This is a genomic window from Kineococcus auxinigenes (assembly GCF_050871525.1).
Lineage (GTDB): Bacteria > Actinomycetota > Actinomycetes > Actinomycetales > Kineococcaceae > Kineococcus.
In genome coordinates this window covers 1-21,759 of the sequence record NZ_JBKBCT010000063.1, presented here as the reverse complement: position 1 = coordinate 21,759, position 21,759 = coordinate 1, and the positions used below count along the sequence as shown (strand labels likewise).

Here is a 21,759-nt window from a genome sequence, read left to right as displayed (position 1 = left end):
CGCGGCGCAGCGGTGCGGACCGCCGCGCGCGCGGCACGGGGCGCCCGGGGCCGGGGCCGGAACGAGGGGCGTCCACGCTGCCGGCGGCCTCCTGCGCACCTCCTCCCCGCCAGTTCGCCGCCACGAGCGCCTCGAACTCGGCGCGGACCCAGTCGGGGTCGGCGCCCAGCAGTTCGCAGAACGCCTCGTGGACCGGCTCACCGGCTCTCGTCACACCCGTCACGTCGGCCTCCGCGGACCTGCTCAGGCCCCGATGGCCTGCTTGTCGTCCACCGTCTCGACGGCGATGCGGCGCGGCTTGGCGCGCTCGGCCACCGGGACGCGCAGCGTCAGCACACCGCTGCCGTAGGAGGCCTTGATCCTCTCAGTGTCGAGGTTGTCACCGAGGATCAGCTGCCGGCTGAACACGCCGCGCGGGCGCTCGGCCGCGATCATCTCCTCGGTGCCCTCGTGGACCGGCCGCTGCGCCTTGACGGTCAGGACGTTGCGCTCCACGTCCAGTTCCACCGTCGAGGGGTCCACACCCGGCAGGTCGAACTCGACCACGAACTCGTCGCCGCTGCGCCAGGCGTCCATCGGCATCACCGCCGGGCGCGCCGTGGTCCCCAGCACCTGCTGGGTCAGCCGGTCGAGCTCGCGGAACGGGTCAGTGCGCATCAACACGTCAACCACCTCCAGTGCTCTCCACCAGATGCGACTGCGTCCCACGCGGACCGGGGTCTCACCCGGTGCCCGCACCACCAGTGGTAGCACTCCCAGACCGCGAGTGCAAGAGGGAAATGACTGCAGTGCAGCGGATCAGCCCAGTTCGGCCAGCGCCTTGCGGATCCGCTCGTCGCTGACGGGGTGCGCGGTGGGGACGGGCTGGGAGAACTTCTGCAGCCGCAGCTCCTCCAGCGCCCAGCGGATGCGCACCAGCTCCGGCGGGGCGGGCTCCCCGGCCCGGCGCAGGTGCGCCTCGTACTCCTGGCGCACCTGGGCGAACTCCGCCATCCGCACGCGGTCGCGCTGCGGGTTGTCGCCCACCGTCTGCAGGCGCCGCAGGATCCCCTGCAGGTAGCGCAGCAGGTCCGGCAGGCGGCCGGCCCCCGCCTCGGTGACGAACCCGGGGTGCACCAGGCCGGTGAACTGCTCGCGCACGTCGGCCAGCGAGGGCACCAGCGCCAGGCTGGTGGCCCGCGAGACCTCCCGCTCGACCTGCGCGGCCGAGCGCAGCACCCGCAGCGCGCGGTCGACGACCTCGGTGGTGGTGGACAGCAGCCCGCGGCCCACCTCCGCGGCCAGCCGCGCGAACTCCGCCGCCTCGCGCACCGGGCCCCCGGCGGCGTCCAGGCGCTGCTCCACGGCCGCGCGCAGGCAGTCCTCCAGCACCGCCGCGGCGCTGCCGTGCGGGGCGCGGGCCAGCAGCAGCTTCGCGTCGTTGGGCAGGCCGGCCTGCACCTCGCGCAACGGCGAGGGCAGCACGAGCATCAGCAGACGCACCGTCCCGGCACGGTGGGCGCGCTCGGCCTCGACGGCGGTGGGGAAGGTGCGCAGCCCCACCGAGGCGCCCTCGTCGACCAGCGCGGGGAACGAGACGACCTCGCTGCCGCGGCGGACCGTGGTGTGGGTCCCGGGCACGCGCGCCGGCAGGTCGACGGGGCCGGGCTCGGCCGGCCAGGCCGTGGCCCCGGTGCGGCGCAGCTCGTCGGCGGCCTCGGCGATGGTCTCGCGCACCTGGACCGAGACCGCCTCGCGCAGCCGCGCGAAGTCCTTGCCCTCGGCCAGCACCGACCCGTCGGCCGCGGTGATCCGGAACGTCGGCCGCAGGTGCCCGGGCACCTTGGACCAGTCGACGTCCTCGGCGTAGATCTCGGTGCCGTCGCCCAGCTGGGGCAGCTCGGACTCGAACGCCTCCCAGAAGTCCTGCCGGCGGGGGCTGACCCGCTCCAGGAAGCGGGCCGCCTTGTCCGGGGCGGGTGCGAGGTTCTTGCGCAGCTGCTTGGGCAGCGAGCGCAGCACGGCGGTGATCAGCTCGTGCCGGAACCCGGGCACCTGCCACAGCAGGTCGCGGTCGTCGAAGCGGTTGACGACCTCCAGCGGCACGTCCACCGTCACCCCGTCGCGCGGGGAACCGGGCTCGAACACGTACGACAGGTCCAGTTCCAGCTCGCCCTGGCGCCAGGTGCGCGGGAACTCCTCCTCGCTCACCCCGGCGTCGCCGGCGACCAGCATCGCCGGGTCGAACGTGAGCAGGTCCGGGTCGGTGCGCCGGGCCTGCTTCCACCAGGTGTCGAAGTGCCGGCCGGAGACGACGTCGGCGGGCACGCGGGCGTCGTAGAAGGAGAACAGCACCTCGTCGTCGACGACGATGTCGCGCCGGCGGGCCCGGTGCTCCAGCTCCTCGGCCTCCTCCAGCAGTTCGCGGTTGCGGGCGAAGAACTCGTGGCGGGTCTCGAAGTCGCCCTCCACGAGCGCGTGCCGGATGAACAGCTCCCGGGACAGCTCGGGGTCGATGCCGCCGTAGGCGACGGTGCGGCCGGCGACGATCGGCACCCCGTAGAGGGTGACCCGCTCGGTGGCGACCACGGCGGCGCGCTTGCGCGACCAGCGCGGCTCGGAGTGCTGGCGCTTGACGACGTGCTCGGCCAGCGGCTCGATCCACTGCGGGTCGATCGCGCCGGCGACCCGCGCCCAGAGCCTGCTCGTCTCCACCAGCTCGGCGGCCACCACCCAGTCCGGGGAGCGCCGCCCCAGCGCGGAGCCGGGGAACAGCGCGAAGCGCGCGCCGCGGGCGCCGAGGTACTCCTGCTGGCGCGGGCCCTCGCCGCGCGCCCGGCGGCTGTCGTCGCCGCGCCCGCGGCGCGCGTCGCGCTTGTCCTCGCGGACCTCCTTCAGGCCGATGTTGCCCAGCAGGCCGGCCAGCAGGGAGCGGTGCACGGCGTCGCCGTCGTAGCGGGCGGGGGGCAGCACCTCACCCTCGGCGGGTGCCTCCACCTCGGGGACCTGCACCTCCAGCCCGAGGTCGCGGGTGACGCGGCGCAGCTGGTGGTAGGTGTCCTGCCACTCGCGGATGCGCAGGAAGTGCAGCATCTCGGCCTTGACCCGGCGGCGGAACGCCGAGGACGACGTCTCCCGCTGCAGGTGCTGCAGGTAGTTCCACAGGTTCAGGTAGGTGAGGAAGTCGGACTTCTCGTGGCGGAAGCGAGCGTGCAGCTGCGCCGCGCGCTCGCGCTGCTCCAGGGGCCGTTCGCGCGGGTCCTGCACCGACAGCGCGGCCACCACGACGAGGACGTCGTGCAGGCAGGAGTTCCTGCGCCCCTCCAGCACCATGCGGCCCAGGCGCGGGTCGATGGGCAGGCGGGCCAGGTCGCGGCCGGTGCGGGTCAGCCGGGGAACGCCGCGGTCCTGGGGGCGGGCCGGTTCCAGGGCCCCCAGCTCGGCCAGCAGGGCGAGGCCGTCGGCGATCGCGCGCTGCTCGGGCGGCTCCACGAAGGGGAAGGCGCCGATGTCGCCCAGCCCCAGGGAGGTCATCTGCAGGATGACGGCGGCGAGGTTGGTGCGCAGGATCTCCGGGTCGGTGAACTCGGGGCGGGACTCGAAGTCGGCCTGCGAGTACAGCCGGATGCAGATGCCGTCGGCGACGCGCCCGCAGCGCCCGGCGCGCTGGTTCGCCGAGGCCCGTGAGACCTTCTCGATCGGCAGCCGCTGCACCTTGGTGCGGTGGCTGTAGCGGGAGATGCGGGCGGTGCCGGCGTCGACGACGTAGCGGATCCCGGGGACGGTCAGGGACGTCTCGGCGACGTTGGTGGACAGCACGATCCGCCGGCCGCCGTGCGGGCGGAACACCCGGTGCTGCTCCTCGGCGGACAGCCGCGCGAACAGCGGCAGCACCTCGGTGCCGCGGAACTCCCGCTCGCGCAGCAGGTCGGCCAGCGCGTCGGCGGTGTCGCGGATCTCGCGCTCGCCGGGCAGGAAGACCAGGACGTCGCCGGGGCCCTCGGCGGCCAGTTCGCGCACCGCGTCGATGATCGCCTCGGTCTGGTCGCGGTCGTCCTCGCGCAGCGCCGGCTCGTCGACGTCCAGCGCCTCGCCGGTGTCGTCGTCGAGCTCCCCCGCCAGTTCCTCCGCCAGCTCGTCGGCCGCCAGCGGGCGGTAGCGGACCTCCACGGGGTAGGTGCGCCCGGAGACCTCCAGCACGGGCGCGCCGCCGAAGTGCTGCGAGAACCGGCTGGTCTCGATGGTCGCGGAGGTGATGACGAGCTTGAGCTCGGGACGGCGCGGCAGCAGCTGCGCCAGGTAGCCCAGCAGGAAGTCGATGGTGAGGCTGCGCTCGTGGGCCTCGTCGATGACGAGGGTGTCGTACTGCAGCAGGTCGGGGTCGCGCTGGATCTCCGCGAGCAGGATGCCGTCGGTCATGACCTTGACCAGGCTGTCCTCGCCGACGGTGTCGGTGAAGCGGACGGCGTAGCCGACCAGGCCGCCGACGTCGCCGCCCAGCTCCTCGGCGACGCGCTCGGCCACCGCGCGCGCGGCGATCCGGCGCGGCTGGGTGTGCCCGATGCGCCCGCGCACCCCGCGGCCGATCTCCAGGCAGATCTTCGGCAGCTGCGTCGTCTTGCCCGAACCGGTCTCCCCGGCCACCACGACGACCTGGTGCTCGCGCAGCACGTCGGCGATGCGGTCCTTCTCCTGGCTGACCGGCAGCTCCGGCGGGTAGCGCAGGGCGGGCACGGCCGCGGCGCGGCGCCGGGCGCGCTCCTCGGCCGCCGCGGTCTGCGCGGCCACGTCCTCCAGGCCGCGGTGCAGCGCCTCGGCGTCGCCGGCGCGGGCCAGCACGGCCAGGCGGCGGCGCAGCCGGTCCTCGTCGCGCAGCGAGACGGCGGCCAGGCGAGCGGCCAGCTCGGCGGCGCGCGGGTCGTCGGGCAGCTGGCGCGGGGAGCCCCCGCGCGAGCCCGGGCGGGGGCCGCTGCGCGGGGAACGGGAGGGGCGGCGGCGCCCGCGGTCGGGGCGCCCGGGCCGGCTGGAGGAGCTCGACATGGCCCCGCCATGCTACGGCGTCGGGTGGACCCCGCCCCCGCCCGCGCGTCCCACCGCGACCGGTGCGCTCAGGGCGCCGGCCAGACGAGCTCGCCGTCCTCGTACAGGCCCGCCACGACGTCCTCGGCGACCAGGGCGTCGACGTCGGGCACCGCGTCGATCTGCCCCATGCCGAGGAGGAACTCCGCCTCGGCGCGCACGGTGGCGGCGTCGATCGCGCCGAGGGGCTGCCCGGCCGGCTGCGAGGAGCCCACCAGAGCGGTCTCGGTCTCCCACACCCGCTGCTCGTGCTCGATGTCGTAGCCGGCCTGGGACAGCTCGGCGGCGTACCCGACGCACTCGGCGGCGTGCTGCTCGCAGTGCGCGTAGGCGCGCAGCTGGGCGCGCAGGAAGTCCTGCACGGCGGTGGGGTGCTCGGCCAGGAAACCCGGGTTCACGATGGTGGTGGCGATGGAGCCGGGGATGCCGTGGTCCTCGGGGTTCCACTCGGTGACCTCCTCGCCCAGCTCGCGCAGCGTCAGCGGCTCGTTGGACTTGTACCCGGTCAGGGACTGCACCTGCCCGCGCACCAGGACGGTCGGGTCGTACCCGACCTGCACCTGCTCCACGGTGGCGAGGTCGACGCCGGCGCTGCGCAGCATCGCCTCGATCGTCACCGGCAGGGCGCCCTTGTGGCCGAGCGTCGTGCCCTCCAGCCGGCGCAGGTCGGTGACCTCCGGGCCGGTCAGGAGGGTGGCCACCGGAACGTGCCCGAACAGGGCGACGGCGGTGACGTCGACGCCGTTGGCGACGTTGACGAGCACGTCGGAGGCCCCGGCGATGGAGGACAGCTGGGCGGTCCCGGCGGCGACGAGCTGGGCGTTCTGCGCCGTCTCACCGCTGCCGGGCTGGATCTCCACGTCCAGGCAGAGGGCGTCGAAGTAGCCCAGCGCCTCGGCGGCGACCGGGTCCAGGATGCTCACCGAGGACTGGAACCGGTACCCGGTGACGTAGGTGATCGTTCCCGCGGCCTCGTTCTGCGCGCAGCGCTGCGCGGACACGGCCGATCCGCGGCTCACCGACGGGGCCGGCCCGTCACCGCCTCCCGCGCCGCCGCCCCCGGAGCAGCCGGCCAGCAGCAGGGCGGCCGCGGCGGCGGCGAGCGCCGGCAGGCGCCGGGCGGGGGTCGTGCGGGTTCTCACGTGGTCCTCCGGGGTTCGCGCGGTTCCGTCGTCTCAAGCGGCGCGGGGCCGCGGGGATTCCTCAGCGCCCCTGGGAGGCGTGCCAGGACAGCACCCGCCGCTCCACGGCGGTGACGACCGCCAGCAGCAGCACCCCCATCAGGGCCAGGCAGGCGATCGAGGCGAACACCCGGTCCAGCTGGGAGTTCGCGGACGCGACGCTGATGACGGTCCCCAGCCCGGCCGAGGCCCCCGGTGCGGTGAACTCCGCGACGATCGCCCCGACCAGCGAGAGCGGGAAGGCGACCCGCAGCGCGGCGAAGACGTACGGCAGCGCGCTGGGGAACCGCAGGCGCACCAGCACGTCCCAGCGGGAGGCGTGCACGGTGCGGAACACCTGCAGCACCTCCCGGGGCACCGAGCGCAGGCCCGTGGCGGTGTTCATCAGCAGCGGGAAGAACGTGGTCAGGGCCGCCACGAGGACCTTCGGCAGCACGCCGAAGCCGAAGGCGACGGTCAGGGCGGGGGCGATCGCCACGACCGGGGTGACGTTGAGGACCACCGCCAGGGGCATCACGGCGCGGCGCAGCAGCGCGGACTCCGAGACGGCCACGGCCACCGCGAACGCCGCGAGCGCCGCGATCGCCAGCCCGAGCAGTGCCTCGGACAGGGTGGTCCAGGCGTTGCGCAGGTAGAAGAGCGGCTCGCCGACCAGTTGCCCGCCGACCGCGCGCAGGGCGGGCAGGACGTAGGGGTTGTCGCGGGCGACGTGCTCCCAGACGGCACCGGCGACCAGCAGCGCCACGACGGTCGGCGCCCACACCCGCGGGTGCACCGCGACCGCCCGGGCCCGCGGGGCTCGGGGGCTCACCGGCCGCTCGCGGCGCCGGCGTGCCAGGCGCTGGAGAGCAGTTCGCGCACCCGGTGCTCGTGCTCGTGCAGGACGGAGGAGTCCAGCAGCCCGGAGTGCCGCGGGCGCGGCAGCGACACCTCGACGGTGCCGGCCACGCGCCCCGGGCCGGCGGCCATGACGATCACGGTGTCGGACAGCAGGACCGCCTCGGTGATGGAGTGGGTGACGAACACCACCGTGGTGCGCAGCTCCTGCCACACGTCCAGCAGCTGCAGCTGCGCGGCCTCGCGGGTGAACTCGTCCAGGGCGCTGAAGGGCTCGTCCATGAGCAGCACCTGCGGCTGCAGGGCGAAGGCCCGCGCGATCGCGGTGCGCTGGCGCATGCCGCCGGAGAGCTGGCCGGGGCGGGCGTGCAGCACCTCGCCCAGGCCGAGGCGGCGCAGCAGCTCGACGGGGTCGCCGGCCAGGTCGCACCGCTCGGGCGAGGACGGCGGCGCGGTGGCCGGGCGGCGGCGTGCGGCGGCGCGGTTCACCTTCTCCAGCACCCGCACGTTGCCCAGCACGTCCAGCCAGGGCAGCAGCGCGGGCGTCTGCGGCACGAAGCCGACCATCTTGCGCTCGGTGGCGCGCGCGGGCGTCTGCCCGCAGATGCGGACCTCGCCGGAGTCGGGCTCCTCGAGGCCGGCCACCAGGCGCAGCAGGGTGGACTTGCCGCAGCCGGAGGGCCCGATGACGCTGACGAAGCGCCCGCGCGGCACGTGCAGGTCCACGTGGTGCAGCGCCGTGACGGGGCGGGGGCCGTCGTCGTACGCCTTGCAGGCGTCGCGGACGGCGACGAACGGCTGCTCGTCCGGCTGCTCGCCCAGGTCCGCCGGCTCCTCCACCACGGCCCGACCCTACCCAGCGGCGCGCTCCTGCCCCGCCGTGCGGGTGCCCGGCCGGTGCCGGCGCGGCTCGTCGTCAGAACCCGATGGGCAGCCCGGCGTAGTTCTCCGCCAGCCCGGTGGCGCCCGCCTCGCTGGTGGCGACCCAGCGCAGCTGCGCCAGCTGCAGCTGCTCGTCGAAGGGGTCGCCGGAGGTGTGCAGCATCGTCGTCATCCACCAGGAGAAGTGGGTGCAGCGCCACACCCGCCGCAGGGCGGCGTCGGAGTAGGCGTCCGCGAGCGCGGGGTCGCGTTCCCGCACCAGCGCCGCCAGGGCCGGTGCCAGCAGCGCGACGTCGGCGACGGCGAGGTTCAGCCCCTTGGCGCCGGTGGGCGGCACGGTGTGCGCGGCGTCGCCGGCCAGGAACAGCCGGCCGTGGCGCATGGGCGTCTGCACGTAGCTGCGCATCGGCAGCACGCTCTTGCCGGTGATCGGTCCCGGCGTGAGCTCCCACCCGTCCTGGCCGTGGCCCAGGCGCGCGGCCAGCGCGTCCCAGATCCGGTCGTTGGACCACTGTGCGACGTCGGTGCCGTTGGGCACCTGCAGGTACAGCCGGCTGACGGTGGGCGAGCGCATGGAGTGCATGGCGAAGCCGTCGGGGTGCCAGGCGTAGATCAGCTCGTCCGTGGAGGGTGCGACGTCGGCGAGGATCCCCAGCCAGGAGTACGGGTACGTGCGCTCCCACGAGCGGCGCACGCCCTCGGGGACGGCGGCGCGGCTGGGGCCGAAGGAACCGTCGCAGCCCACGACGGCGTCGACGTCCAGGCGGTGCGCGGTGCCGTCGGCCGCGGTGAACGTCACGTGCGGGCGGTCGCCGGTCAGCTCGTGCAGCGCGACGTCGCTCACCTCGTAGCGCACGTCCTGCCCGCGGGCCGCGGCGGCGTCCACGAGGTCCTTCTGCACCTCGGTCTGCCCGTACACCCAGACGCTGCGCCCGGTGAGGTCCACGAAGTCCAGGTGGTGGCGCTCGTGCGGCCACTGCAGGTGGATGCCGCGGTGCTCGTCGCCCTGCTCGCGCAGGCGGTTCCCCAGCCCTGCGTCGGTGAGCAGCTGGACGGTGGAGTGCTCCAGGACGCCGGCGCGCACCCGCGCCGCGACGTACTCCTCGCTGCGGGCCTCCAGGACCACCGACTCCACGCCCCGCGCGGCCAGCAGGTGCGCGAGGAGGAGTCCGGCGGGTCCGGCACCGACGATGGCGACCTGGCTCCGTTGCGGGTTCACGCGCGCACCGTAGGCGGCGTCCGGCGCCGCGGGCACGCGCCCCTTCCGCACGGCGGAAACCGCGGGGCAGGCACACTCGGGGGGTGAGCACGACGACGTCCCGCGAGCGCACCGCCCCGACGGCGGCGGGCAAGCTGCTGGCGGTCCTGGGGGCCTTCGACGGCACCCACCGCCGCCTGACGCTCACGGGCCTGGCCGAGCGCTCCGGGCTGGCCCTGACGACGACGCACCGCATCGCCGCCGAGCTGACGGCGTGGGGCGCGCTGGAGCGGCGGCGGGACGACACCTACGTCGTGGGGCGACGGCTGTGGGAGCTGGGGCTGCTGGCGCCGGTGCAGAGCGAGCTGCGGGTGGTGGCCGCGCCGTTCCTGCACGACCTGCACGCCGCGACGAAGGCGACCGTGCACCTGGCCGTGCTGGACGGCGCCCGCGCGCTGTACGTGGACCGGGTCTCGGGTCGCTGGTCGGTGCCGATCGTCAGCGACGTGGGCAGCCGGCTGCCCCTGCACACCACCGGCGTGGGCAAGGTGCTGCTGGCGCACGCCCCGGCGGACGTGGTCCAGCACTGCTGCGTGGACCTGGTGGCGCCGACCCGCTGGACCGTGACCGACTCGGAGGTGCTCACCGCCCAGCTGGCGCGGGTGCGCGAGCAGGGCTGGGCGGTGACCGACCAGGAGATGACCCCGGGCGCGGCGTCGCTGGCGGTGCCGGTGCGCGAGGCGGGTACGGGCGTCGTGGCGGCGCTGGGCGTGGTGCTGGCGCCGTTCGAGGTGGGCTCGCCGGTGCAGCAGTCGCTGCTGGCGGCGCTGCGGGTCACGGCCGCGGGCATCGAGCGGTGCCTGCCCCGCGGCGGGTGAGGCGGACGCGCCCGTGTTCTTCCACCAGACGGAAGGCGAGGGTGTCCGGGGCGGTGGGCGGTGGTGCACTCGCCCGGGGCCGCACCGCGGCGGCCCGGGAGGGAACCAGCATGAGCGTCGACACCAGCCGCGAGGCGGGCCGGGTGCCCGCCGAGGTCGTGGCGGCCGGGGAGCGGATCGCGTCCTCCGACGCGGCGGTCTTCACGCAGGAGCAGATCAGCGCCGAGATCGCCGAGCAGCACGCCGCCGACGCCGCGGCCCGCGCCCGCGGCGAGCGCGTGCCGGCCACCCGCCGCGACTTCGCGCCGTACCGCAGCTCGGTGCTGCGCCACCCCACCAAGGAGGCGGTGCACGCCGACCCCGAGGACGTGGAGCTGTTCTCGCCCGTCTTCGGCGAGCGCGACATCGACCCGCTGGAGGCCGACCTGACGCTCGGTTTCCCCGGTGACCCCGTGGGCGAGCGGATGGTCGTCACCGGCCGCGTCGTGGACGGCGAGGGCCGCCCGGTGCGCCGGCAGCTGGTGGAGGTGTGGCAGGCCAACGCCGCCGGGCGGTACGTGCACAAGCGGGACCAGCACCCCGCACCGCTGGACCCGAACTTCCTGGGCGTCGGCCGCTGCCTGACCGACGACGACGGCACGTACCGCTTCACCACGATCAAGCCGGGACCGTACCCGTGGAAGAACCACCGCAACGCCTGGCGGCCGGCGCACATCCACTTCTCGCTGTTCGGCACGGAGTTCACCCAGCGGCTGGTCACCCAGATGTACTTCCCGGGCGATCCGCTGTTCGACCTGGACCCGATCTACCAGTCCATCACCGACCCGGTGGACCGGGAACTCCTGGTGGCCCGCTACGACCACTCGGTCACCCAGCACGAGTGGTGCACCGGGTACCGCTGGGACATCGTGCTGACCGGCTCGCACCGAACCTGGCTGGAGCCCGAACCCGAACCCGGCGAGGAGCACTGATGGCGACCCCGGCCCTGTGTCCCACCCCCGGTCAGACCGTCGGGCCCTTCTACGGGTTCGCCCTGCCGTTCGACGGTGACAGTGAACTCGTCCCGCCGGCCTCGGTCGGGTCGGTCCGCCTGCACGGCACCGTGTTCGACGGCCTGGGCATGCCGGTGCCGGACGCCGTCCTGGAGGTGTGGCAGGCGAACCCGGACGGTTCGGTGCCCGCGGCGGCGGGCACGTTCGACCGCGACGGCGCGGCCTTCACGGGTTTCGGCCGATGCGGCACCGATCGCGCCGGGGGGTACCGCTTCTGGACCCGGGAGCCCGCCCGCGCCGACGGCGGCGCGCCGTTCTTCGCGGTGGCGGTGTTCGCCCGCGGCCTGATGCACCGGCTGCTGACGCGCGCGTACCTGCCTGCACCGGACGGCGTGCTGGCGGACGACGCGCTGCTGGCCTCGCTGGGACCGGAGCGCGCGCGCACGCTGGTGTGCGTGCGCGAGCCGGACGGCTCGCTGCGCTTCGACGTCCACCTGCAGGGCGAGGGCGAGACCGTGTTCCTCGAGCACTCCCTCGAGCACGGCGCCCGGTGACGGCGTCGCTGTTCTGGCCGGGCCTGCACCGCGCGGGCGACGCGTTCACCGACGAGGCGTTCGCCGCGGCGATGGTGCGGGTGGAGACCTCGTGGCTGGACGCCCTGGCCGCGGCGGGGTTGAGCCCGGCCGGGGCCTCGGCGCTGGCCGGGGCGGCGGAGCGGTTCACCGGGGCGGCGCTGGCCGAGCTCGCGGAGGCCGCGGAGGGCGGCGGCAACCCCGTCATCGCCCTGGTCGCCGAACTGCGCCGGCACGCGGGCGCGGCGGCGGGCCCGGGAGCGGCCGCCGCGGTGCACCGAGGACTGACCAGCCAGGACGTCGTCGACACCGCGCTGCAGCTGTGCGCCCGCGAGGTCGTCAGAGCGCTGCGCGTGGAGCTGGACGCGCAGGTCGAGGCCCTGGCGGAACTGGCCGAGCGGCACCGCGACACCCCGGCGGTGGCGCGGACCCTGACCCAGCACGCGCTGCCGACCACGTTCGGGGTGCGCGTCGCGTCCTGGCTGACCTCGCTGCTGGACGCGCGCGACGCGCTGGTGACGCTGCCGCCGGCGCCCGCGCAGTTCGGCGGCGCGGTGGGCACGCTGGCCTCCCTGGTCGAGCAGCTGGCCGACGCGGGCGCGGCCGATCCCGCCGCGGCGGCGGACGCGGTGGCGGCCGACGCCGCGCGGCGCCTCGGCCTGGCGCACCGGCCCCCGTGGCACACCGCGCGGCGGCCCGTGACGGTCCTGGGCGACGCGTTCACCACGGTCACCGACGCCCTGGGGCACGTGGCCGCCGACGTGCTGACGGCCTCGCGCAGCGAGGTGGGGGAACTGCGCGAACCGGCCGCACCCGGCCGCGGGACGTCCTCGACGATGCCGCAGAAGCGCAACCCGGCGCTGTCGGTGCTGCTGCGCCGCACCGCGGACACCGCCCCCGCCCTGGCGGCGCAGCTGCACGCCGCGGCCGCCGCGGCCGGCGACGAACGGCCCGCGGGGGCGTGGCACAGCGAGTGGGCGCCCCTGGCGGCCCTGGCGCGCAGCGCGCTGGCCGCGACCCGCCAGGGCACCGAGCTCCTGACCGGGCTGGAGGTCGACACCGCGGCGCTGGAGCACACCCTGCGCTCGGCGCTGCCGGGGGCCCTCGCCGAGCGCCTCGTGCCGGCCCTGGCGCAGCTGCCGGCCACCGGCGGGCCGCTGGGTGCGGACGGCGCCCGGGAAGCGGTCGCGGCGAGCGCGGACGTGGCCGGGTTGCACGCGCTGCTGCGCGAGCGCACCACCGCACCGCCCCAGCACCTCGACGAGCTGCTGGCGCGCCTGACCGATCCGCGCGGCTACCTGGGCACCGCCGGCCTGGTCGTCGACGCCGTCGTGCGCCGTGCGCGCGGCTGAAGCCGAACCCGCCCCGCCCGCACCCCCACCGGAGGAACCGTGAGCCTGCTCGACACCGCCCGCCTCGACGACGGGAGCACCTCGTCGCAGGACCTGCCGCTGCTGGTCGTCGGTCCGTCCCTGGGCACCACGAGCCGGGTGCTGTGGGGAGAGGTGGCGCGGCGGCTGTCCGGGGTGGCGGTGGTGGCCGGCTGGGACCTGCCCGGACACCGGGGCGCGGCGCCCGCCACGGAGCTGACCGCGGCGGGCCTGGCCGCGGACGTCGCCGCGTTCGGCGCCGCGGTTCAGGAGGAACGGGGCCGGGCCGGGGAGCCGTTCGCCTACGCCGGGGACTCCCTCGGCGGGGCGCTCGGGCTGCAGCTGGCGCTGGACTCCCCCGGTGCCGTGACGGCCGTGGGCGTGTTCTGCAGCGCGGCGCGCATCGGCACGCCGGCCGGCTGGCGCGAGCGCGCCGCCGCGGTGCGCGGGGGCGGTACCGCCCCGCTCGTGCAGGCCTCCGCGGCGCGGTGGTTCTCGCCCCGGTTCGCCGCCGAGCACCCCGGGGTGGTGCGCGCCCTGCTGGACGACCTGGCGGCCACCGACGCGGGTTCCTACGCGGCCGCGTGCGAGGTGCTGGCGGAGTTCGACGTCACCGACCGGCTGGCGCAGCTGCGGGTGCCGGTGCTGGCGGTGGCCGGTGAGCTGGACGTCGTCGTGCCCGTGGCGGACACCCTGGGGATCGGGCGCGCCCCCGGGGCGCTGGCCACCGTGGTCGCCGGGTCGGCGCACCAGCTGCCGGCCGAGGACCCCGGTGCGGTGGCGGACCTGCTGCGCCACCACGTGCTCGGTGCGCCGGCGGCGCAGCGGCGCACGCTGGGTGAGCAGTACGCGGCGGGGATGCGGGTGCGCCGGGAGGTGCTGGGCGCCGCGCACGTGGACCGCGCCACCGCGGGCGTGGACGACGTGACCCGCGACTTCCAGGAGATGATCACCCGGTACGCGTGGGGCGGGATCTGGACCCGTGAGGGCCTGTCCCGGCGGGAGCGCTCGATGGTCACCCTGACCGCGCTCATCGCCCGCGGGCACCACGAGGAACTGGCGATGCACCTGCGCGCCGCCGTGCGCAACGGGTTGACGCAGCAGGAGATCGTCGAGGTGCTGCTGCAGTCGGCGATCTACTGCGGCGTGCCCGACGCCAACACCGCGTTCCGCGTCTACCGCGAGGTCCTCGCCGAGGACTCCTGAACGCACCGACCGCACCGCCGAGTTCTGCGAGCGGTTCTGCAGGAGTCTGGACACGAGTACGCTTGCTGTACGCAGGACGCACAAGCGTTCGCACAGCGAACACGGAGGACCGATGCCCGCCGCGCACCTCTACGACGCCGTCCGCACCCCCTTCGGCAGGTTCCGCGGGGCGCTGTCCGGCGTGCGCCCCGACGACCTCGCGGCCGGCACGCTGAGCGAGCTGCTGCGCCGCTCCCCCGGCCTGGACCCCGCCGCGGTCGACGACGTCGTGCTCGGCAACGCCAACGGCGCCGGGGAGGACAACCGCAACGTCGGGCGCATGGCGCCGCTGCTGGCCGGGTTCCCCGTCACCGTGCCCGGCACCACGGTCAACCGCCTGTGCGGTTCCAGCCTGGACGCCGCGATGATCGCCTCCCGCCAGGTCGAGACCGGGGACGCGCGCGTCGTCGTCGCCGGCGGCGTGGAGTCCATGAGCCGCGCCCCCTGGGTCCTGCCCAAGCCCGACGGGCCGTTCCCGGCCGGTGACGTCACCGCCGTGTCGACGACCCTGGGGTGGCGGCTGGTGAACCCGCGCATGCCCCAGGAGTGGACCGCCTCGCTGGGCGAGTCCAACGAGCAGCTCGTCGAGCGGTTCGGCATCGGCCGCGAGCGCCAGGACGAGTTCGCCGCCGGTTCGCACCACCGCGCGGCGGCCGCCTGGGACGCCGGGCACTACGACGCCTGGGTGGCGCCGGTCCCCGGCACCGACCTGACGCGCGACGAGGGCATCCGCCCCACGACGTCGGTGCAGAAGCTGGCGGGGCTGACCCCGGCGTTCCGCCCCGACGGGACGATCACCGCCGGCAACGCCTCCCCGCTGACCGACGGCGCCTCCGCGCTGCTCATCGCCGCCGAGGACGCCGCCGGCGCCGTCGGCCGCGAGCCGCTGGCGCGCATCGCCGGGCGCGGCGCGGCGGCGCTGGAGCCGCAGATGTTCGGGTACGCCCCCGTGGGGGCCGCCGAGCGCGCGCTGCGCCGCGCGGGCATCGGCTGGTCCGACGTGGGCGCCGTGGAGCTCAACGAGGCGTTCGCGGTGCAGTCCCTGGCGTGCATCGACGCCTGGGGCGTCGACCCGGGGATCGTCAACCGGTGGGGCGGTGCCATCGCCCTGGGCCACCCGCTGGGCGCCTCCGGCGGCCGGGTGCTGGGCACCCTCGCCGCGGTGCTGCGCGCCACCGGGGAGCGCTGGGGGGTGGCGGCGATCTGCATCGGCGTCGGTCAGGGCCTGGCGGTCGTGCTGGAGAACCTCGACACCGCCGCGCGCACCTCCAGGACCGCGCCGTGATGCGGGTGTGCGCCTCGCCCGACGAGGCCGTCGCGGACGTGCGGGACGGCTCCACCGTCCTCATCGGGGGTTTCGGCACCGCCGGGATGCCGTACGTGCTCATCGAGGCCCTGCTGCGCCGCGGCGCGAAGGACCTCACGGTCGTGAACAACAACGCCGGCAACGGAACCACCGGTCTGGCCGCGCTGCTGGCGGCCGGCCAGGTGCGCAAGGTGGTCTGCTCCTTCCCCCGGCAGAGCGACTCGTTCGTCTTCGACGAGCTGTACCGGGCGGGGAGGGTGGAGCTGGAGGTCGTCCCGCAGGGCAACCTCGCCGAGCGGTTGCGCGCCGCCGGCGCCGGCATCGGCGCCTTCTACACCCCCACCGGTGCCGGCACGCTGCTGGCCGAGGGCAAGGAGCACCGCACCATCGACGGCCGCGAGTTCGTCCTGGAGTTCCCCATCCGCGGGGACGTGGCGCTGATCGCCGCCCACCGCGCGGACGGCGCGGGGAACCTGGTGTACCGCAAGACCGCCCGGAACTTCGGCCCGGTCATGGCCACGGCCGCCACCACGACGGTCGTGCAGGTGAGCCAACTGGTCCCGACCGGTGCGATCGACCCCGAGACGGTGGTGACGCCCGGCATCTTCGTGGACCGGGTCGTCGTCACCGGGGAACCCGTGGTCCCCGGCAGCACCGAGGAGGGGCGCGCGTGAGCAGCACCGGAACCCCCGCGGGCCGGCCGTCCCGGACGATCGAGCACCCGGACTCCCCTCCCCTGGGCCGCGACGACCTGGCCGCGGTCGTGGCGCGCGACGTCCCCCGCGGTTCGTACGTGAACCTGGGCATCGGGCAGCCCACGCTGGTCGCCGACCACCTCACCGCCGAGCAGGGCGTGACCCTGCACACCGAGAACGGCATGCTGGGCATGGGCCCGGCCGCGGTGGGCGAGCAGGTGGACCCCGAGCTCGTCAACGCGGGGAAGATCCCCGTCACTGAACTGCCGGGGGCGGCGTACTTCCACCACGCCGACTCCTTCGCCATGATGCGCGGTGGTCACCTGGACGTGTGCGTGCTGGGAGCGTTCCAGGTCTCCGCGCGCGGTGACCTGGCCAACTGGCACACCGGCGCCCCCGGGGCGATCCCCGCCGTGGGCGGTGCGATGGACCTGGCCACCGGCGCCAAGCAGGTGTTCGTGATGATGACCCTGTTCACCCGCGAGGGGGCGGCCAAGCTGGTGCCGGAGTGCACGTACCCGCTGACGGGGCTGGCGTGCGTGCGGCGGGTGTTCACCGACCTGGGGGTCTTCGACGTGGGCCCGGACGGTGTCGTGGTGCGCGAGACGTGGGGCACCACGGTCGAGGAGCTGCGCGAGCGGCTGCCGGTGCCGCTGCGGCGCCTGGAGGAGCTCTGAACGCGTCAGGGCCGGCCGAGGACACCGGCCCGGAACCGCGCAGCGAGCGCGTGCAGGCGTTCGCGCGCGGCCTGGCGGTGATCCGCTGCTTCGACGCCGAGCACCCCGAGCTGAGCCTGGCGGACGTGGCGCGCCGCACCGGCACCACCCGCGCGGCGGCGCGCCGGTTCCTGCTGACCCTGCTGGACCTGGGCTACGTCAGCACCGACGGCGGCACGTTCCGGCTGACCCCGCGGGTCCTGGACCTGGGCTACAGCTACCTGTCCAGCCTGTCGCTGCCGGAGGTGGCGCAGCCGCACCTGGAGCGGTTGTCGGCGCAGCTGCAGGAGTCCTGCTCGGTGTCGGTCCTCGACGGCGGCGACATCGTGTACGTGGCCCGGGTGGCGACGCGGCGCATCATGTCCACCGCCATCACGGTGGGCACCCGCTTCCCCGCGCACGCCACCTCGATGGGCCGGGTGCTGCTGGCGGCCCTGGACCCCGCGCAGGCCGCCGCGCGCCTGGAGGAGGCGGACCCGAGGGCGCTGACCGAGCGCACCCTGCGCGGGGCCGGGCCGGTCCTGGCGGAGCTGGCGCGGGTCCGCCGGCAGGGTTTCGCGCTGGTGGACCAGGAGCTGGAGGACGGGGTGCGCTCGGTCGCGGTGCCGCTGCACCGGGACGGCGACGTGGTGGCCGCCGTGAACGTGTCGGTGCCGGCGAGCCGGTTCACCACCGCGCAGCTGCGCCGGGACGTGCTGCCGCAGCTGCGCGAGTGCGCCCGCGCGGTGGAGGAGGACCTGACCCGCGGCTGACCCGCGGGCGCTCCCCCGCGCCGCGGTCGCCCGTCGCGGGGACCGGGGCGCTGGTGTAGCTTCGCGACCGTGGTCGACGCCGACACGACAGCCGACACGACGACCGTTCCCCGCACCCGCCTGCTGCACGTGGGCCTGGGCGGCTGGGGCACGGACTGGGAGCGCAACGCGATCCCGCCGGTGGGCGAGGTGGAGCGCGTCGGCGTCGTCGACGCGCACGAGCCCACCCTGCGCGAGGCCCAGCGGGCGCTGGGCCTGCCCGACGAGGTCTGCTTCACGTCGCTGGCCGACGCCGTCGGGGCGGTGGAGGCCGAGGGCGTCCTGGTGACCGCTCCGATGGACCTCCACGTGCCCGTCGCGCTGGAGGCGCTCGAGGCGGGGCTGCACGTCCTGGTCGAGAAACCCTTCGCCGGCACGTTCGCCGAGGCACGCACCGCCGTGCAGCGCGCCGAGGAGCTCGGGCTCGTGCTGCAGGTGAGCCAGAACTACCGGTTCTACCCGGCTCCGCGCGCGGTGCGGGACCTCGTGGCGGACGGCGCGATCGGCGACCTCTCGGTCGTGCACGTCGACTTCCGCCGCTGGGACCACGACGCCCCGGTCGAGACCTACCGGCACTACGCCTTCCCGCACCCGCTGATCTACGACATGGCGATCCACCACTTCGACCTGCTGCGGATGGTCACCGGCCGCGAGGCGGTGCGCGTGTACGCGAAGGTCACCGACCCCTCCTGGAGCAAGTACGCCGAGGAGGCCTCGGCGGTCTTGACGATCGAGATGGCCGGCGGGCTGGTCGCCAGCTACCGCGGCAGCTGGGTCAGCCGCGGCCCGCAGACCGCGTGGGACGGCGAGTGGGCCCTGGAGGGCGAGCACGGGCGCATCACCTTCACCGGCCGGTCCGGGCAGGGCACGGTGGGCGACGTCGTGACCCTCAGCCGGGGCGGCGGTGAAGCGCAGGAGGTCGACCTGCCGGCGATGGACCTGTGGGGTCGATCGGCGGGCCTGCGGCAGTTCCACCGCGCCGTGCAGGGCGGGCCGGCGCCGGACGTGACGGGCCGGGCGAACCTGGGCAGCATCGCCCTGATGGAAGCGGCGGCGCGCTCGGCGCGGTCCGGCCGGGTGGAGGACGTGGAACAGGTGGAGGCGCTGTGAGCGGCACGGAGCGGGCGCTGCGCGTGCTCGTGTGGAACGAGGGCGTCCACGAGGCGAACCGCAACCCGCCGGACATCGGCGAGTACTACCCCGACGGCATCCACGGCGCGATCGCGGCGGGGCTGCGGCGCCTGCTGCCGGACGCGCAGGTGTCCACCGCGACCCTCGCCGACCCCGAGCACGGGCTGGGCGCCGACGTCCTCGAGCGCACCGACGTGCTGCTGTGGTGGGGGCACGTCGCCCACGAGCAGGTCGCCGACGACGTCGTCGAACGGGTCCGGCAGCACGTCCTGGGCGGCATGGGGCTGCTGGTCCTGCACTCCGGGCACTTCTCGAAGATCTTCACCCGGTTGCTGGGGACGACGTGCTCGCTGGCCTGGCGCAACGAGGGCGAGCGCGAGCTCGTCTGGAACGTCAAACCCTCGCACCCCATCGCCCGCGACGTCCCCAGCCCCATCGTCATCGAGCGGCAGGAGATGTACGGGGAGCTGTTCGACATCCCCGACCCCGACGACCTGCTGTTCATCAGCTCCTTCGCCGGCGGGGAGGTGTTCCGTTCGGGTGTGACGTTCACCCGCGGACGCGGGCGCATCTTCTACTTCAGCCCGGGCGATCAGGAGTACCCCGTCTACCACCACCCGCAGATCCAGCAGGTCCTGGCCAACGGCGCGCGCTGGGCCGCGCCGGAGGACGGCGAGCGCCGGGTGCCCGAGGTCTCCCACCCCGCGCGGGAGTGGTTCACCGACGGTTCCTGACTCGCCCGCCGCCCGGGGCGCGAGCCGCGGTTCAGGACAGGCCGAGGGCGAGCCCGACGGCCGCGGCGGCCGTGCTCGCCACGAGCGTGGCACCGGCGTGCGCACCGGCGGCCGCGGTGCGCCCCTGCCGCAGCAGGCCGAGCGTCTCGAAGCAGGCCGTGCTGAAGGTGGTGTAGCTGCCGCAGAACCCGGTGCCGAGCACGGTGCTCAGGGAACCGGGGGCGCCGTGGGCGAGGACGAGGCCGGTGAGCAGCCCCAGCAGCAGGCTGCCGGTGGCGTTGACGACGAGGAGCGCGCGGGTGGGCTGCTGCGGCCAGCGTCGCTTGAGCGCACCGTCGACGCCGTGGCGGGCCAGCGCACCGGCGGCGGCGGCCGCGGCGAGCGCGAGCAGCGTCACGCGCCCTCCCCCGCCCGCCGCACCAGCCGGGTGGCCAGCGCCACCCCGAGCCCGCACAGCGCCACCCCGGCCACCACGGAGGTCAGCGGGTACGCCACCGCCAGGGCGATCGACCCGCCGCGGGCCAGCAGGTCCGTCTCGACCGCCAGCGTGCTGTAGGTGGTGAAGCTGCCGAGCAGGCCCGTTCCCGCGCCCAGGCGCACCAGGCGCCGGCGGCCGGTGTCGGGGCCGCGCCGGGCCAGCGCCTCCAGCAGCAGGCCGAGCGCGAAGCAGCCGAGCAGGTTCACCACAGTGGTGGCCACCGGCCAGCCGTGCGGCGGGGTGGTCAGCCACTGCGCCGCGCCGTGGCGGGCGAACGCGCCGGCGACGGCACCGGCCGCGACGACCCCCCACGTGCTCGCCCGGGGCGAGGTGGCCTGCGGAACGGTGCTCACGATGGGGCAGGCTAGGCCACCGCACGGGCACGGCGGGCGGGACGAGGGGGCGTGGTGGCGGACGGGGCGGAGCACCCCCTGAGAGGGGCGCTGGCGAGCGCGGGGTACGAGGTGCTGCCGTTCCGCGGCACGGCCGAGGCGGTGCTGGCCCACGTGCCGCGCACGGTGCCGCTGACCGTGACGGCCTCCGCGTCGAAGGGCACGAGCGCCACGCTGGACCTCACCGAGCGGCTCACCGCCGAGGGGTACCGGGTGGCGCCGCACCTGTCGGCGCGGATGCTGCGCGATGCAGCGGAACTGCACGAGGTGGTGGAACGCCTGCGCGCCGCGGGCACCACCTCGGTGTTCGTCGTCGGCGGCGACGCGAAGGACGCCGGGGACTTCCCCGACGCCCGTTCGCTGCTGCAGGCGCTGCGCGAGAGCGACCACCCGTTCACCGACATCGGCATCGCCGGGTACCCCGAGGGTCACGCCTCCCTCGACGCCGCCACCCTGGAGCGCTCCCTGACCGAGAAGGCGGCGATGGCCCACCACGTCGTCACGCAGATCTGCTTCGACCCGGCGGCCATCGTGGCGTGGGCCCGCGAGGTCGCCGCGATGGGCGTGCACCTGCCGGTGCGGGTCGGTGTGCCGGGCGCCGTGGCCCGGGAGAAGCTGCTGCGCATCAGCGCGGGGATCGGTGTCGGGGAGTCGGCGAGGTTCCTGCGCAAGCAGCCGGGGTTGCTGCGGCGGTTCTTCACCCCGCACGGCTACGACCCCGGGCCGGTCGTCGACGGCCTCGTCGGGGAGCTCGGGTCGCCCGGCCACCACCTGGTGGGCCTGCACCTGTTCACGTTCAACGACGTGGCGGGCACGGAGGCCTGGCGGCGGCGTGCCCTGCGCCGCCTCGGGGACCGCTGACGGCACGGGTGGGCGCCTCGGCTGGCGCCGGGGACGGCCGGGCGCGATGCTCGGTCCCCCACATCCCGGAGGTGCCCGTGTTCGCCATCGCCGTCCGCTTCGACCTGCCCGACGAGCAGTCGGCCGCCGAGTTCGACGACCTCGTCGCCCGCACCGTGCCGGAGATCCTCGCCGAGGAGGCGGGCACGCTCACCTACGTGCCGCACCGCGTCGAGGGCGAGCCGCTGGCCCGTGTCTTCTACGAGGAGTACGCCGACCGCGACGCCCACGCGGCGCACGAGGCGCGACCGGGGACGGCGCGGTTCTTGGAGCGGGTGCGCGAGCTCGTGACGTCGGTGCGGGCCGAGCTGCTCACCCCGCTGCCCGGCTGACCGGCCGCACCCGCGCGGAGCCCCCGGCCCCTCGGGGTCGGCACGACCGGCCCGCGCCCCGAGGGCGCGGG

21 protein-coding genes and 1 pseudogene are annotated in these 21,759 nt (G+C 75.5%); 13 read left to right on the top strand and 9 right to left on the bottom strand.

Features of this window, described 5'->3' with window-relative positions:
- The 7 genes and pseudogenes from ACRYR9_RS15575 to ACRYR9_RS15545 form a co-directional block, all read right to left on the bottom strand.
- Nucleotides 1-223 (bottom strand): annotated as a pseudogene (locus ACRYR9_RS15575) (hypothetical protein); the annotation flags it as partial.
- 20 nt (nucleotides 224-243) lie between these two features.
- Entirely contained in the window at nucleotides 244-663 is a 420-nt protein-coding gene (locus ACRYR9_RS15570) for an Hsp20/alpha crystallin family protein (protein ID WP_432496080.1), read from the bottom strand.
- Between the two features lie 135 nt (nucleotides 664-798).
- Nucleotides 799-5,019: an ATP-dependent RNA helicase HrpA gene (gene hrpA / locus ACRYR9_RS15565; protein WP_432496077.1), complete on the bottom strand. Its 4,221-nt coding sequence runs from the start codon at nucleotides 5,017-5,019 to the stop codon at nucleotides 799-801.
- A 68-nt stretch (nucleotides 5,020-5,087) separates the two neighbouring features.
- Nucleotides 5,088-6,200, bottom strand: coding sequence for an ABC transporter substrate-binding protein (locus tag ACRYR9_RS15560; RefSeq protein WP_432496074.1), 1,113 nt, complete (start codon nucleotides 6,198-6,200; stop codon nucleotides 5,088-5,090).
- Between the two features lie 61 nt (nucleotides 6,201-6,261).
- A complete protein-coding gene (locus ACRYR9_RS15555; RefSeq protein WP_432496071.1) occupies nucleotides 6,262-7,050 on the bottom strand; it encodes an ABC transporter permease in 789 nt (262 codons plus the stop codon).
- Entirely contained in the window at nucleotides 7,047-7,919 is an 873-nt protein-coding gene (locus ACRYR9_RS15550; RefSeq protein ID WP_432496069.1) for an ABC transporter ATP-binding protein, read from the bottom strand. Before ACRYR9_RS15550 ends, ACRYR9_RS15555 begins: the two co-directional genes overlap by 4 nt.
- 73 nt (nucleotides 7,920-7,992) lie before the next feature.
- Entirely contained in the window at nucleotides 7,993-9,177 is a 1,185-nt protein-coding gene (locus ACRYR9_RS15545; protein ID WP_432496067.1) for a 4-hydroxybenzoate 3-monooxygenase, read from the bottom strand.
- An 83-nt stretch (nucleotides 9,178-9,260) separates the two neighbouring features.
- Here ACRYR9_RS15545 and ACRYR9_RS15540 point away from each other — a divergent pair, with 83 nt between their 5' ends.
- The 11 genes from ACRYR9_RS15540 to ACRYR9_RS15490 all read left to right on the top strand — a co-directional run bounded on the left by ACRYR9_RS15540 (nucleotide 9,261) and on the right by ACRYR9_RS15490 (nucleotide 19,586).
- A complete protein-coding gene (locus ACRYR9_RS15540) occupies nucleotides 9,261-10,034 on the top strand; it encodes an IclR family transcriptional regulator (protein WP_432496064.1) in 774 nt (257 codons plus the stop codon).
- Nucleotides 10,035-10,144: 110 nt separating this feature from the next.
- Entirely contained in the window at nucleotides 10,145-11,005 is an 861-nt protein-coding gene (gene pcaH, locus ACRYR9_RS15535; protein ID WP_432496061.1) for a protocatechuate 3,4-dioxygenase subunit beta, read from the top strand.
- Nucleotides 11,005-11,580 carry a protocatechuate 3,4-dioxygenase subunit alpha gene (pcaG, locus tag ACRYR9_RS15530; RefSeq protein ID WP_432496059.1) on the top strand — a complete coding sequence of 192 codons (576 nt, stop codon included), beginning with the start codon at nucleotides 11,005-11,007 and terminating at the stop codon, nucleotides 11,578-11,580. Before pcaH ends, pcaG begins: the two co-directional genes overlap by 1 nt.
- Nucleotides 11,577-12,950 carry a lyase family protein gene (locus ACRYR9_RS15525; RefSeq protein WP_432496056.1) on the top strand — a complete coding sequence of 458 codons (1,374 nt, stop codon included), beginning with the start codon at nucleotides 11,577-11,579 and terminating at the stop codon, nucleotides 12,948-12,950. The genes pcaG and ACRYR9_RS15525 overlap by 4 nt, the downstream gene beginning before the upstream one ends.
- A gap of 45 nt (nucleotides 12,951-12,995) precedes the next feature.
- On the top strand, nucleotides 12,996-14,174 hold the full coding sequence (gene pcaDC / locus ACRYR9_RS15520) for a bifunctional 3-oxoadipate enol-lactonase/4-carboxymuconolactone decarboxylase PcaDC (protein WP_432496092.1): 1,179 nt from the start codon (nucleotides 12,996-12,998) through the stop codon (nucleotides 14,172-14,174).
- Nucleotides 14,175-14,286: 112 nt separating this feature from the next.
- Nucleotides 14,287-15,498: a thiolase family protein gene (locus ACRYR9_RS15515; protein ID WP_432496054.1), complete on the top strand. Its 1,212-nt coding sequence runs from the start codon at nucleotides 14,287-14,289 to the stop codon at nucleotides 15,496-15,498.
- A complete protein-coding gene (locus tag ACRYR9_RS15510) occupies nucleotides 15,498-16,193 on the top strand; it encodes a 3-oxoacid CoA-transferase subunit A (RefSeq protein WP_432496090.1) in 696 nt (231 codons plus the stop codon). The genes ACRYR9_RS15515 and ACRYR9_RS15510 overlap by 1 nt, the downstream gene beginning before the upstream one ends.
- Before the next feature lie 38 nt (nucleotides 16,194-16,231).
- Entirely contained in the window at nucleotides 16,232-16,891 is a 660-nt protein-coding gene (locus ACRYR9_RS15505) for a 3-oxoacid CoA-transferase subunit B (RefSeq protein WP_432496088.1), read from the top strand.
- Nucleotides 16,892-16,941: 50 nt separating this feature from the next.
- Nucleotides 16,942-17,682: an IclR family transcriptional regulator domain-containing protein gene (locus tag ACRYR9_RS15500; RefSeq protein ID WP_432496052.1), complete on the top strand. Its 741-nt coding sequence runs from the start codon at nucleotides 16,942-16,944 to the stop codon at nucleotides 17,680-17,682.
- A gap of 69 nt (nucleotides 17,683-17,751) precedes the next feature.
- Nucleotides 17,752-18,831, top strand: coding sequence for a Gfo/Idh/MocA family protein (locus ACRYR9_RS15495; protein ID WP_432496050.1), 1,080 nt, complete (start codon nucleotides 17,752-17,754; stop codon nucleotides 18,829-18,831).
- Entirely contained in the window at nucleotides 18,828-19,586 is a 759-nt protein-coding gene (locus ACRYR9_RS15490; protein WP_432496047.1) for a ThuA domain-containing protein, read from the top strand. Before ACRYR9_RS15495 ends, ACRYR9_RS15490 begins: the two co-directional genes overlap by 4 nt.
- A gap of 31 nt (nucleotides 19,587-19,617) precedes the next feature.
- Here ACRYR9_RS15490 and ACRYR9_RS15485 read toward each other — a convergent pair whose 3' ends face one another.
- Entirely contained in the window at nucleotides 19,618-19,983 is a 366-nt protein-coding gene (locus ACRYR9_RS15485) for a fluoride efflux transporter FluC (RefSeq protein WP_432496045.1), read from the bottom strand.
- Nucleotides 19,980-20,417, bottom strand: coding sequence for a fluoride efflux transporter FluC (locus tag ACRYR9_RS15480; RefSeq protein ID WP_432496042.1), 438 nt, complete (start codon nucleotides 20,415-20,417; stop codon nucleotides 19,980-19,982). Before ACRYR9_RS15480 ends, ACRYR9_RS15485 begins: the two co-directional genes overlap by 4 nt.
- Before the next feature lie 51 nt (nucleotides 20,418-20,468).
- Here ACRYR9_RS15480 and ACRYR9_RS15475 point away from each other — a divergent pair, with 51 nt between their 5' ends.
- The gene (locus ACRYR9_RS15475) at nucleotides 20,469-21,317 is read left to right on the top strand and encodes a methylenetetrahydrofolate reductase (protein WP_432496039.1); all 849 of its coding nucleotides are present in this window, start codon (nucleotides 20,469-20,471) and stop codon (nucleotides 21,315-21,317) included.
- A gap of 77 nt (nucleotides 21,318-21,394) precedes the next feature.
- Complete coding sequence (locus ACRYR9_RS15470) at nucleotides 21,395-21,688, top strand: putative quinol monooxygenase (protein WP_432496036.1); 294 nt, start codon at nucleotides 21,395-21,397, stop codon at nucleotides 21,686-21,688.
- Nucleotides 21,689-21,759 lie beyond the last annotated feature (71 nt).